General features: G+C 71.7%; 8 protein-coding genes. 4 read left to right on the forward strand and 4 right to left on the reverse strand.

Going from position 1 to position 12,814, the window contains the following annotated elements:
• The first annotated feature begins 84 nt into the window (after positions 1 to 84).
• Positions 85 to 1,620 (forward strand): family 43 glycosylhydrolase, encoded by a 1,536-nt coding sequence (locus AB0N73_RS12020; protein WP_363563730.1) that lies wholly within the window; start codon positions 85 to 87, stop codon positions 1,618 to 1,620.
• Positions 1,621 to 1,627: 7 nt separating this feature from the next.
• Here AB0N73_RS12020 and AB0N73_RS12025 read toward each other — a convergent pair whose 3' ends face one another.
• Positions 1,628 to 2,236: a hypothetical protein gene (locus AB0N73_RS12025; RefSeq protein ID WP_363563732.1), complete on the reverse strand. Its 609-nt coding sequence runs from the start codon at positions 2,234 to 2,236 to the stop codon at positions 1,628 to 1,630.
• A 90-nt stretch (positions 2,237 to 2,326) separates the two neighbouring features.
• Between AB0N73_RS12025 and AB0N73_RS12030 the strand changes: the two genes are divergently transcribed.
• Positions 2,327 to 3,034, forward strand: coding sequence for a glucosamine-6-phosphate deaminase (locus AB0N73_RS12030; RefSeq protein ID WP_363563734.1), 708 nt, complete (start codon positions 2,327 to 2,329; stop codon positions 3,032 to 3,034).
• Positions 3,035 to 3,053: 19 nt separating this feature from the next.
• On the opposite strand, the gene AB0N73_RS12035 is transcribed toward AB0N73_RS12030, so the two are convergent.
• From AB0N73_RS12035 to AB0N73_RS12045, 3 genes are all read right to left on the reverse strand, one after another.
• Positions 3,054 to 3,878, reverse strand: coding sequence for an SDR family NAD(P)-dependent oxidoreductase (locus AB0N73_RS12035; protein ID WP_363563736.1), 825 nt, complete (start codon positions 3,876 to 3,878; stop codon positions 3,054 to 3,056).
• A complete protein-coding gene (locus tag AB0N73_RS12040) occupies positions 3,875 to 4,543 on the reverse strand; it encodes an acetoacetate decarboxylase family protein (RefSeq protein ID WP_363563738.1) in 669 nt (222 codons plus the stop codon). The genes AB0N73_RS12035 and AB0N73_RS12040 overlap by 4 nt, the downstream gene beginning before the upstream one ends.
• Before the next feature lie 73 nt (positions 4,544 to 4,616).
• The gene (locus tag AB0N73_RS12045; protein WP_363563740.1) at positions 4,617 to 8,912 is read right to left on the reverse strand and encodes a LamG-like jellyroll fold domain-containing protein; all 4,296 of its coding nucleotides are present in this window, start codon (positions 8,910 to 8,912) and stop codon (positions 4,617 to 4,619) included.
• A 276-nt stretch (positions 8,913 to 9,188) separates the two neighbouring features.
• Here AB0N73_RS12045 and AB0N73_RS12050 point away from each other — a divergent pair, with 276 nt between their 5' ends.
• Both AB0N73_RS12050 and AB0N73_RS12055 read left to right on the forward strand, forming a co-directional pair.
• Positions 9,189 to 11,315, forward strand: a complete 2,127-nt coding sequence (locus AB0N73_RS12050) for a glycoside hydrolase family 36 protein (protein ID WP_363563742.1) — start codon at positions 9,189 to 9,191, stop codon at positions 11,313 to 11,315.
• A 43-nt stretch (positions 11,316 to 11,358) separates the two neighbouring features.
• The gene (locus AB0N73_RS12055) at positions 11,359 to 12,675 is read left to right on the forward strand and encodes an ABC transporter substrate-binding protein (protein WP_363563744.1); all 1,317 of its coding nucleotides are present in this window, start codon (positions 11,359 to 11,361) and stop codon (positions 12,673 to 12,675) included.
• Positions 12,676 to 12,814: the final 139 nt, after the last annotated feature.

The following is a 12,814-nucleotide window of genomic DNA, read 5'->3' on the forward strand; positions in this document are numbered from 1 at the left end:
AAAGCGGGGTCGGCGGCGCCGACACCCCGCTTTCGTGACGAATGAGCCCGCACGCGATCGCCCGACCCCGGTACTGTGAGGCCGGTGACCGGCATCCTCCCTCCCGCGCCCCTCGCCGAATCCGACCGTCGCTCTCCGGCGACCCGGCCCTCGAGCATCGAGCCGATCATCGCCGGGTTCCACCCCGATCCGAGCATCTGCCGCGTCGGCGGCGACTATTACCTGGTCAACTCGTCGTTCGAGTACTGGCCCGGCGTGCCCGTCTGGCACAGCACGGACCTCGTGCGCTGGGAGCAGATCGGCAACGCGCTCTCGGTCGACGAGGCGGCGGCGGGGACGTCGGTGGCCAGCGGCGGCATCTACGCGCCGACCATCCGCCACCACGACGGCAGGTTCTGGATCATCACGACCGACGTCGGCAACGGCGGCGGCCAGATCGTCGTGTCGGCCGTCGATCCGCGCGGACCGTGGAGCGCACCGCTTCGTCTCGAGGGGCTCGTCGGCATCGATCCCGACCTCGCGTGGGACGGCGACGACTGCCTCGTGACCTTCTGCGCCACATCCGGGCCGGTGACGGGTATCGCCCAGGCCCGGGTCGACCTCGGCACCGGACGCGTGCTCGAGACACCCCGGGCGCTCTGGGCAGGCGCCGGCCTCGCCTACCCGGAGGCGCCGCACCTCTACGAGCGCGAGGGGTGGTGGTATCTCGTGCTGGCGGAGGGCGGCACGGAGCGCGGGCACGGCGTGACCGTCGCCCGGTCCGCGTCCCCGCGCGGTCCGTTCGAGGGCCACCCGCGGAACCCGATCCTGAGCCACCGCAGCACCACCCACCCCGTGCAGAACACCGGCCATGCCGATCTCGTGCAGCGCGAGGACGGCGAGTGGGCGGCCGTGTACCTGGGGGTGCGCCCCCGTGGGATGACGCCGATGTTCCACGTGAACGGCCGCGAGACCTTCCTGGCGGGCGTGCGGTGGGAGGACGGCTGGCCCGTGTTCGACGAGGAGCGCTACGACATCCCGGTGCGCGACCGGTCGTTCGAGGAGACCTTCGCGGGCGCGCTGCATCCGCGGTGGGTGTCGCCGGGTGCGCCGGTCTTGCAGCAGCTCACCCGCTCGGATGACGGCGCGCGCGTGCATGCGGTGGATGGCGCCGGCCAGACCCCGAGCGCCATCGTCGCCCGCGTCACCGACCACCGGTGGACGTTCACCGCGGAGATCGACGATGTGACGGGCACCGCCGTCGTGCTCGTGCGCCTCGACGATGCGCACAGCGCCGAGGTGCGGGTCGCCGATGGTCGGGCGTCGACCGCACTGCGCATCGGACCCATCGCGCAGGACCTCACGGCACCCGTGCCCGTCTCCGACGGTCCGGTGCTCGTCGGCATCCGGAGCGTCGCGTCCGAGACGTCGGGCCCCGACGATCTCGAGTTCTGGGCGGAGAGCGGCGGCGTGCGGCACGCGCTCGGGCGCACCGACGGCCGCTATCTGTCGACCGAGGTGGCCGGCGGCTTCACCGGCCGCGTCGTCGGCATCCGGGCCATCGACGGCAGCTTCCGCGTGGGGTGCGTGACGTACACCGGTTTCGACGCGCACGACGCGGAGGCGTGCGCGCCGCGGTGACGGGCCGCTAGCGCCGGAGCTCGGCGACCTCGGAGGCGACACCGATCACGGTGTCCACGGGTATCGCGGTGTCGGCTGATGCGGTCGCGAGCGCCCCGGTGGCGACCACCGTCACCGTCCCCTGCGGGAACAGCACCTGCACCGAACCGGCATCGCCGAGGGTGTCGGCGGGTGTGCCCATCAGGACGCGCCCATCGATGGCGGTGACGCGCGGGTCGTCGGTTGCCCCCGGCAGCAGTTCGAGCTCCTCGGCGCTCCACCCGGTGCCGTCGATGCTGATGGCGAGACTCGCGTAGGCGTCGAGGTCGGAGGATGCGGCGTCGACGGCGCCGTTGGTCCAGACGCAGGTGGTGCTCGAGGGGTCTTCCGACGAGTCATCGGAGGAGAACGAGAAGCCCGCGGTGATCGAGGCGGCGAGCGGTTCGACCTCGGCGCAGGTGACCGCCGACGCGGTGCTCGCCGTGGGGGCCTCCGAGGCGGGCGGCGTGGCCGTCAGCGCGGGAGCCGTCGCGGGCGAGGGCGGCGTCGAGGCGGCGGCGCATCCGGTCAGCGCCATGACGACGGCGACGAGTGCTGCGGTCGGGAGGAGGCGCATCCGGGGCGCGAGGTCGGGCACGACGAGATCCTACGGCGGGAGCCGCGACCGGCTGCCGAGTCATCCACAGGGATGGTTGTCGGAGAAAACCGAATGATGTACGGTTTTCACATGAAGCTCGTGATCGAAGAAGACGCGGCCGCTGTCAGCCGCACCGCCGCCGCCATCGTGCAGGGCGCGATGCTCGAAGACCGCCGGGTCAACGTCTCGCTCACCGCGGGGGCGACGCCCGCGGGCACCTACGAGATCATCGCTCCGGCGATCGCGGCGAACCCCGCGGCGTACGCGAACGTGCACTTCTACAACTTCGACGAGGTGCCGGTGCGCGGGCAGGAGCTCGGGCTGACGATGACGGCGCTGCGCGCGCAGATCTACGGCCCCGCCGGCATCCCCGACGAGAATCTGCATGTGCTCGACATGCAGAGCGCCGATGCCATCCGCGACGACCTTCGTGCGCACGGCGGGCTCGATCTGGTGCTGATGGGGCTCGGTGCCGACGGGCACTTCTGCGCCAACATGCCCGGGGTGACGCGCTTCGGCGAAGATATCTACACGTACGAGGTCCACGAGGGGCTGCCGTTCTACGAGGACGTGCGGCACCTGAGCGACCCGCCCGCGGAGGAGGTCGTCACCTTCGGCGCGGCGATGATCCAGCGGGCGCGTCGCGCGGTGCTGATCGTCACGGGCGAGGGCAAGGCGCCGGCGCTCGCGGCGGCGCTGCAGGGCGAGGTGACCGAGAGTCTGCCCGCATCGGTGCTGCAGCTGCATCCGAACCTCGTGGTGATCGCCGATCGCGCCGCGGCGCGACGGCTCGGCTGAGCACACGGGTGCGCGCCGGTCAGTCGACGGCGCGGGTGATGCCGTCCTCGTAGGCGGCGCGGGCGCGGGGGTCGCCGCCCAGCCCGATGCGGTCGGTGCCGATGCGGTCGTCCAGCCAGTCCTGCACCCCGGTCGGCAGGAGCCGCGAGAACCGCAGGATGGGGCCGAGCACCCGGGGGACGGTGACCGCGAACGGGCCGGAGTCGACGGCGCGGATGACGGCGCGGCTGACCTGCGCGGGGGTGACGGCGGGCGAGAGCCGCGGTGGGGTGATGCCCGCGCCCATGGGGGTGGAGACGAGGTTCGGCAGGACGACGCGCACGGTCACGCCGGTGCCTCGCAGCTCGCGCCGGAGCGCATCGCTGAACCCGATGACGGCGGCTTTCGCTCCCGAGTAGACGGCGAGCCCGGCCAGGGGCTTCAGCCCGGTGGCGCTCGCGACGTTCACGATCACGCCGCGACGCCGGGCGAGGAGACGGGGGAGGACGGCGGAGGTGACCGAGACGAGCGCCGTGTAGTCGACGTCGACCACCGTGCGTGCGAGTGCGGCGTCCTGCGCCGCGAAGGGCCCCGTCGGCATGATGCCCGCGTTGTTGATCCAGACGGAGATGGGGCCGATCGTCGTCTCGATCGTGTCGATGGCGGCGGCGACCAGCGCGCTGTCGGTGATGTCGAGACGGAGGCCGCTGACCGCGGGGCCGATGGCGGCCGCCGCCGCGCGCGTGGCCGCCTCGTCGAGGTCTCCGATGACGACGCGGTAGCCGCGGGACTCGAGGTCGACGGCGATCCGGTGGCCGATCCCGCGCGCGCCGCCCGTGACGACGGCCAGCGGCTGCGACGTCATGCCGGGCTCGATCCGGTGGAGGTGCGCGCGACATCCATGCCGAAGATGATCGATGCGTCGTGGAGTTCGACGTTCAGCAGGGGTCGGCGACCGGCGAGGTAGCCGAGCGGCCCGTCGGGCGCGAACCGCCACGCGGTTCGCAGACCCGAGATGCGGCCGATCACCCGGTTGTGCGACAGGGTCGTCCGCCCGTCGAGGTCCTGCAGGATCGGCAGCGCGATCTGACGCATGCCGGGGAGCAGGGGGCGTCCGCGCCGTGCCGTGACGCGCGCCACCGGCCGGTCGTCGATCGACATCGACGCCGTCACGCGAGGCGCGTCGCCGGCACGGTCGAAATCGGCGAGCTCCTTGGGGATGCCCCACAGCTCGCGTCCGCCGCGGCGGGAGGTGTCGCTGTCGACCCAGATCTGCGGGATGGTGACGCGGATGCCGCCGCGTCCGAGGCTCGGGACGGCGACCAGCAGCTCGTCGTACTGCAGCACGCCGCCGGGCACATAGCGCACTGCGGCGACGCCGACCGAGATGCGGCCGCCCACCGTGACGGGGCGCCGACCCGCGGGAAGGGCGAACGTCGGGGGCAGGGCGGTGGGCGGCACCAGGAACACCGAGACGAGCAGGGACCCGCCCAGATACCAGGGCTCGGGCGGGTAGGGGTGGTCGGCCATGCACCGAGTATCCCGGGCGCGACGAAGGGAGGCCGTGCGGTGTCCTCACACCGCACGGCCTCCCTGTCGATCGTTACGAGCGTCGCGCCCGTGCGCGCGCCCGAGCCCAGAGCCCGGCCCCGATGGCCAGGCCGCCGAGCAGCAGGATGGCGCCGATCGGGGCGACCAGACCCGTCGCGGCCAATGCCCCGTCGGTCGAGCCCGGTGCGCCGTCGGAGCCCGCGCCGGCGCCCGGGCCCGTGCCCGGCCCTGCGCCGGGGTCGCCCGGTCCCGCATCGACGGCGGTCACGGCGAACGCCTCGGATGCGGGTGAGGGCGCGGATTCCCCGACGCCGTTCACCGCGATCACCCGCGCCGTGTACGAACCCGCATCCAGCCCGGAGACCGTCGTGCTCACCCGCTCGCCCAGGCCGTCCGTCACGGTGACGGTGCGGGCCGGACCCGCGGCGCGGGCGGTCTGCCCGCCGTCGGAGGCGGCCCAGATCTCGACCCGGTACGACGTGATGTCGGCTCCTCCGTCGGAGGGGGCCTCCCACGCGATCGTCGCCGATGCTCCCGACACCGTGACATCCGGTGCCGCCGGTGCGGCGGGCACGCCCGCCTCCTCGCCGTCCGACTCCAGGACGAACGGCGCGAAGGCGATCCAGTCCACATCCGGTGCGATCGCATATCCGTCGAGCACCTGGTCATCCGACGTGCTGCCGGTGGGCCCTTCGTCGATGAACAGCGTGTGGCGCGTGTTGCCGAAGGTGATCTCGCCACCGTCGCTGCGGAGGTTCAACGGCATCACGGCCTCCCAGAAGTTGGTCGCGAGATAGGTGTAGCGGAACGTGGTGCGACCGGCGAGCCCGTCGACACCGCCTTCCGACGCCTGGAGCCCGAGATCGACCACCTGCGGGTTGTAGTCGTGCGTGCCTTCGATGTCGTCGTTCGAGTAGTGGACGATGGCGTTGTACTGACCGGCGCCGGCGAACCCGTCGAGACGCGGGACCGTGAGGGTGCCCTCGTTCTCGGGGTCGGCATCGGTGATGCCCAGGCCCTGGACGAAGCCGGAACCGGATCCGCTCGTCCCGATGCCGGTCGTCGGCTCGTCGCCGAACCCGGTCACGCGGGCCGAGCCGCCGAGGGTGACGGTGTCGAGATCCTCGGCCTCCACGCGCACGATGCGCGCATCGCCGGCCACGGCACGGGTCGTGGTGAGAGCCGAGACCGTCACCGGTGCCGAGCTGCGCAGCTCCACCTCGGTGATGCCCTCGGGCAGGTGCACCCGTGCCCGCGACGTCGTCGTGCCGTCCGTGCCGACGAAGGTGCTGGCCACGCGCCCGTCGACGGTGAGCTCGAGACGGGCATCGGCCGCTCCGGCCCAGTCCACGGCGATGTCGTAGTACCCGGACTCGAACGCCGACGGGTACACGTCGACGCGCTCACCCGCATCCAGTGCCGCGTCACCGCGGTGACCGTCCGCCCACGACAGGCTCGCGCCGTCCGCGAGACGGAAGGTCGATGCCGGATAGCTCGCGCGCTCGGTGTTGACGTCGTCGCCGACGCGCACGAGCTCGAAGCGGTCGAGGGTGACCCCGCCCTCGTACCCGGCGTTGGCCAGCAGCGAGGTCCCGTCCTGGCTGGTGCGCAGGCTCAGGGTGTTCTCGCCCGCGGCCAGCGCCACCAGCACCTCGGCGCTGCCGCGCGCGACGCCGCGCACGTTGCTCGGCTTGATCGCGTTGGCGCCGTAGTGCACGAGCTGATCGAAGTCGTCGCCGACGAACAGGGCATGCGTCACGGGCACGCCCGGGGTCGCCCCGAGGATCTGGAGGCGGTAGAGCCCGGCCTGCTCGACCTCGACCGTCCAGTCCGCGCGCGAGTCCACGGCCGAGAAGTCCGAGACATCGCGGTCGGCCGAGGCGCGGTAGCCGCTCGGCGTCCGCTCGGATGCGGCCTGCAGCGTCACGCGCTCGGCCTCGACGAGGTGCCGCTCGCCCTGATCCGCCACCGCCGCGGCGACGTCGCGAGACGTCGTCGGCGTGACGATGACCTGGTACGCGCTGCTCGCACTGGCCGAGGGGATGCGGATGTCGAGACGCCCGTCGACCACGGCTGCCGCGTCGTAGCCGGCGACGAGTCGGGGAGTGCCCGAGATGCCGTCGGTGCCGCTGACCAGCGCCTCGCGCACCTCGACGTCGACCGTCTCTCCGAAGACGTCGGTGTCGAGCCCCGTCAGGGCCAGCGCCCCGTCGCGACCGTCGGCGATGCCCGCGACGATCACCTGGCCGCGCCGTGCGTTCTCATCGAGCGCCGCGATCGCCTTCTGCTCGCCGACCGGGACGCGGACGGTGTCGGACCCGGTGAGGTCGCCGTACCACTTGAACAGCCACCATCCGCCGTTCGCGGCGTTGACCTTCGCCTGGTTGTCGGACATCGTGCCGGACGCCGTCCAGTACGCCGTCTGCGCGTCGACCTTGGCCGCCTCGAAGCTGGCGAACCAGCGCAGGAGGTTGGCGGGCGAGCTCATGTCGGTGCTCGCGCCCCACTCGGTGATGTTCACCTGGGGGACGTCCGCCGCGCCTATGCCCAGCTGCTGGGCATAGGCGCGGAACTGGCCCACGCGCTCGGGCATCCACTGGTAGCCGCGCAGTTCATGCCACACGTAGACGTCCGGCACCGTCTCGGTGTCGATCGCCATCTGCAGGAACGTCTTGATGTTGCCCTCGCCGCGCCAGGCCGCGTCGCCGGGGCCCGCGATCCGCGGTCGGTCCAGGCCGTGCTTGGCGTAGGTGTCGGTGATGACGTCCCACGCCGCCACCCAGTCGGTCGCGCCGTCGGGGGTGAAGCTGTCGGCCTGACCGCCCAGGTGCATGTAGCGGTTGTAGAGGTCGTCGGTGTTGAGCCACTGCAGGTCGACCTCGTTGAAGGGGATGAAGACGTACTTCTCGGGGTTGTCCGACTCGCGGGCGATCTCGTCGACCACGATCTCGAGCACCTCGAGGTAGTCCCACACGCCGTTCCCGCCGTCGGTGCGCTCGCCGGTCAGGTCGCCGTCGTCGTCACGGGTGAAGGTCAGGGCGTCGCCGGGGCGCTTGCCGCCGTTGTAGGGCCAGTCCGGGTAGAAGTCCTGCGTGTAGACGTACAGATCCTGGCCGTGCTTGTCGAAGAACGCGTCCTCGATGTTGAAGGCGTCGCCGCCGGGATGCTGGGTGCCGAACGGCGGCTTCTGCGACACGTTCGTCATCGCGGCGCCGTTGATGAGTGCCTGCGTGGGCGAGCCCTCGTCGCCGAGGCCGTAGAGGGTGCCCGAGGCCCCTCCGCGGAACTCGCCCGTCGTGGTCCCGAAGTCGACCTCGACGTCCTCGGTCTGCCGCTCGTCGACCGCGACGGTCGCGATGAGCGTGCCGTCCCATCCCGCCACCGTCCCCTCGACGGTGAACTCGGAGCCCGCGTCGGCGTAGTCGCCGGGGCGGACGCGATCCCAGGTGATGGGCGCGTCGACCTCGGGGCCGGCCTCGCGCGTCACCCGGACGGATGTGGGCAGCACCGGAGGGATGCCGGCGGGCGTGGTGATGCGCCAGGTCTGCTGGGCCACATCCACGATGTCACCCACGTATCCGGCGAAGAGGGAGCCGACCTGCTCGGCATCCAGCGCGTCGGTGTAGACCGAGAAGTCGTCGAACTCCCCGCCGAAGAACGAGGCCCACGGCCCCGCCCACGGCACACGCCCGATGAGACCGGACCGCGTGCTGGACGCGCTGGCGAGCTTCGACACGTCGAGCGTGACCGCCTCGGTGCGCACCAGGGAGCCGTTGATGTAGTACGAGACCGACGAGCCGTCCGCCACGGTCGCGATGTGCGTCCAGGTGTCCGCCGAGAGAGGCGAGGGGGAGACGGCCTTCACCTCGGAGCCGGAGTTCGCCACGGCCTTGGACTGCCCGCCTTCGTCGGGGACGTAGTAGAGGCCCCAGTTGTCGGCCGGCAGGGCGTCGCTGCCGACGATGTAGGCCCAGGGGAGCTGGTTGGCGTTCGCGCCGTCCCACTTGATCCAGGTGGCGACCGTGAGGCTGTCGGCGTCGTCGAACAGGCCGGCGGGGATCTCGAGGTAGGGCTTGTCGGCCGAGGAGGAGTTCTGGGCTCCTCCCGGCAGACGGCCGGATGCGCCGGCGTCGTCGGTGGGGCCGTCGCCGCGGGCGAGCGTCGCGGCGTTCTTCACCCGCGCGTCGAAGGCGGAGCCGAGCGCACCGTCGTTCGCGATCGTCGCCAGCGAGGCGTCGCCGTCGAAGGAGTAGAGGACGGCGGGTTCGGGGAGCTCCTCGGCTGCGCTCGCCGCGGGAACGGCTGCTGCCGCGAGCGACGTGGCGAGCACCGCCCCCGTCGTCAGCACGGCCCCGAAGGTGCGGCCCGGTCGGGCCGATGTACGTGATCGGTGTCTCATCTCTTCCTCTTCATCGAGTGCAGATCGGACGCCGTGCACCGCGATCGGTGCGCGCCCTGCGACCGGGCGACGGGGGTCGACGGCCGCGTGGGGACGAAGCTAGCAAGATCTGATAGCGGTTTCAAGAAAAAGTTGATAGCGGTTTCAGAATCACGTATGGTCTTCCTGAAACCGCTATCAACGCGGACCGACCTTCATGAAGAACCCGCTATCAACGGAGATGCGATGACCACGACGACCCTCACCACCGCCGGCACCGCCCACTGGGCCGGTGGCGACGTCGAGGTCTCGTTGTCGTGGGGTCAGGACACCCCCGTGCGGGTGTCGGAGATCGTCGCGGGCGGCCGGCGCCTCGCCGTGCACGCGATCCCCGCGGTGGAGATCATCAGCGCCGCCAACGGCAGCGTGCCGGCCTCGTACCGGCTGGTGCACAGCGAGATCGGCGCGCAGCTGCGCTACGTCGACCACGACGAGAGCGGTGACGGCGCGACGCGCACGCTGCGCATCCGCCAGCAGGCGCCCGGCATCGAGGCGGTGCTCGAGCTGCGCAGCGACGCGGACGTCGCGGGGTTCCGCGCCCAGGTGACCGTCACGAACCGGGGGGAGGAGCCGCTCGTGCTCTTCTCGGTGGCGTCGTGGGCGATGGGTTTCACAGATGCCGCGCACGACGTCGATGCGCTGGGCGGCTGGAGCCTCCTCTCGGGTCGCAGCGACTGGCTGGCCGAGGGCCGCTGGAGCGAGGCGCCGCTCCGCGGCCCGGACTTCCCCGATCTCGCCGAGCACCTCACCGGCCACAACCCCCGCGGGGCGCTCATCGTGACCTCCGACGGCACCTGGTCGACGGGGCGTCATCTGCCCCTGGGTGTCATCGACAACCCCGACCTCGGCATCGCCGTTGCCTGGCAGATCGAGCACAACGGCGCCTGGCGCTGGGAGATCGGTCGCGACACCGACGGCGGATTCCTCGCGCTGTCGGGCCCGACCGACACCGACTCCGGCTGGTCGCTCCCGCTCCCGACGGGCGCGTCTTTCACGTCGGTGCCCGTCTCGGTCGTGATCGGCTCATCGCGTCAGGATGCCGTCGCCGCCCTCACCGCCTACCGCCGCGCCACCCGCCGGCCCCACCCCGACAACACCGCGATGCCGGTCGTGTTCAACGACTACATGAACACGCTCGACGGCGATCCCACCACGGCGAAGCTGCTTCCGCTCATCGCGGCGGCGGCCGAGGTGGGTGCCGAGGTGTTCTGCATCGATGCGGGCTGGTACGACGACAGCGGGCACTGGTGGGCATCCGTCGGCGCGTGGCAGCCCTCGACCACGCGGTTCCCCGGGGGGCTGCACGAGGTGATGGACGCGATCCGCGCGGCCGGCATGGTGCCCGGTCTCTGGCTCGAGCCCGAGGTCGTCGGCATCCACAGCCCCGTGGCCGACGCCCTGCCGCGCGAGGCGTTCCTGCAGCGCGGCGGCGCACGCATCGTCGAGCACCACCGCTACCACCTCGACCTGCGTCATCCGGCCGCGCGGGAGCACATCGACGAGGTCGTCGACCGACTCGTCCGCGACTTCGGCATCGGGTTCATCAAGATGGACTACAACATCAACCCGGGGCCCGGCACCGACCTGCGCGCGGCGAGTGTCGGCGACGGACTCCTCGGCCACAGCCGCGCGGTCCTCGACTGGATCGACGGCGTGCTCGACCGGCATCCGCAGCTCGTGGTCGAGAACTGCAGCTCGGGGGCGATGCGCCAGGACTGGGCGATGCTGTCGCGTCTCGCGATGCAGTCGACATCCGATCAGCAGGACTTCACGAAGTACCCGCCGATCGCCGCAGCGGCACCGCTGTCGATGCTCCCGGAGCAGGCGGCGAGCTGGGCGTACCCGCAGCCCGAGATGAGCGACGAGGAGATCTCGTTCTGCCTCGTGACAGGACTGCTCGGCCGGTTCTACGTCTCGGGCTACCTCAATCGCATGACCGACGCGCAGCGCCTTCGCGTGAGCGAGGCCGTCCGGCTGGCCAAGGACCTGCGCACGCACATCGCCGACGCGGTGCCCTTCTGGCCCGCCGGGCTTCCGCAGTGGGACGACCCGGTCGTCGCCCTCGGGCTCCGCGCCGACGGCGCCGACGTCGTGTCGGTGTGGCGTCGCGGCGACGCCGACCCTCGGGTCGCGCTGTCCCTCCCGCACCTGCGCGGGCGCGAGATCAGCGCCGTCACCCTCTTCCCCGCAGACCTTCCCGCCTGGCGCACCGAATGGGACGCCGCCACCGGGATCCTCACCGTACACACGACCGACTCGACACCGGCCGCGCGTACCCTCCGCCTCACCACGCTGCCGAACCCGACGGCGTAGAGGCCCCGCACCGGTCAGACTGATCACACGAAGGAGCATTTCAATGAAGAAGCGGTTCCCCGCGGCACTGGCGCTCACCGCCACCGCCGCCCTCGCCCTCGCCGGCTGCTCGGACCCCGGAGCCGGCGGCGGCTCGTCCGAGCCGGCATCCTGGCCCGCCCAGGACACCGACCTCAGCGGCACCACCCTCACCATCTGGGCGGCGCAGAACTCCAACACGGTTCCCGACAGCGTCGTCGCCGGCTTCGAGGAGCTCACCGGCGCCACGGTCGACGTCGTGACGATCCCCGATCCGTACGAGCAGAGCATCCAGACCAAGGTCGCCACGGGCGACAAGCCCGACCTGGCCTTCTGGCAGCCGACCGCATCGCAGCTGACCGCGCTCAACGCCAGCGAGAACCTGCAGGTGCTCGACGACGCGCCGTGGCTCGAGGCCTACGACCCGGCCCTGCGCGACATCACCGGCATCCTCGACGACACCCGCTACGCCGCGCTCATCACGACCCCGGCGGTGCAGGGCGTCTACTACAACAAGCAGGTCTTCGCGGATGCGGGCATCACCGATGTCCCCGCCGACTGGGACGAACTGCTGACCGTGGCCCGCCAGCTCAAGTCGAGCGGCGAGACGCCCTTCTTCGACTTCGGCGGCGGAACGCCCTGGGCCACCCAGTGGTGGGTGCAGGTGCAGCTCGCCGACGCGGCGGAGGACGGACTCTGGGACCGCGTCAACGCGGGCGAGGAGGCGTTCACCGACCCCACCATCCAGGGAGCGATCAACACCTACAACGACCTGATCGGCGAGGGCCTCTTCAACGCCAACCTGAAGACGGCGACGTTCGAGGACCAGGGTCCGGCGCTGCTCAGCGGCGACGCCGCCATGGCCGTGCAGGTGAACTCGTTCTTCGGGCAGCTGCAGTCGCTCGCCGAGACCCCCGAGCTCGACGAGAAGATCGGCTTCTTCCCGATCGCGCCGTCGGGCAACGTCGGCACCTTCATCCCCGACCAGTCCAACGCCCTCGTCGCCTTCAAGACCGGTGACGCCGGTCGCGAGGCCGCCGCCCGCCAGCTGCTGTCGTACTGGCTCGGCGACGGCTACGCCGACTTCGTCGAGGCGCAGGACACGGTCTCGCTGCAGACCGGCGTGCCCACCCCCGACGGCGTCCCCCAGGCGCTGCTCGACGTGAGCGCATCGCTGGGCGACTCGGTCGGCTCGATGCAGGCCCTCGCCATCGTCAACCCGGATCTGTACCTGAACCTCGGCGACATGATCCAGGGCACGCAGACGCCGACCCAGGTCGCCGAGGCCACGCAGGCGCAGTTCGCCGAGCTGGCCAAGGCGATCGGCGCCAGCGGCTTCTGATGCACCGGGCGGGCGCCGGGGGACCGGGGCCCCCCCCCCCCCCCCCGGGGGGGTCATGAAGACGCAAGTAGGGCGAGACCCCCGAGCGGCGGAGACGCCGGGGCGCACCCAGGTACGGCCCGCAGGGCGGGAGAGCGGG

The sequence above is a fragment of the Microbacterium sp. NPDC089189 genome, assembly GCF_040685095.1.
In the GTDB taxonomy this organism is placed as follows: Bacteria; Actinomycetota; Actinomycetes; order Actinomycetales; family Microbacteriaceae; genus Microbacterium.

Coding starts and splice junctions, on each gene's coding strand:
- AB0N73_RS12030 (WP_363563734.1), top strand. CDS start 2,327: ATGAAGCTCGTGATCGAAGAAGACGCGGCCGCTGTCAGCCGCACCGCC.
- AB0N73_RS12035 (WP_363563736.1), bottom strand. CDS start 3,878: ATGACGTCGCAGCCGCTGGCCGTCGTCACGGGCGGCGCGCGCGGGATC.
- AB0N73_RS12040 (WP_363563738.1), bottom strand. CDS start 4,543: ATGGCCGACCACCCCTACCCGCCCGAGCCCTGGTATCTGGGCGGGTCC.
- AB0N73_RS12050 (WP_363563742.1), top strand. CDS start 9,189: ATGACCACGACGACCCTCACCACCGCCGGCACCGCCCACTGGGCCGGT.
- AB0N73_RS12055 (WP_363563744.1), top strand. CDS start 11,359: ATGAAGAAGCGGTTCCCCGCGGCACTGGCGCTCACCGCCACCGCCGCC.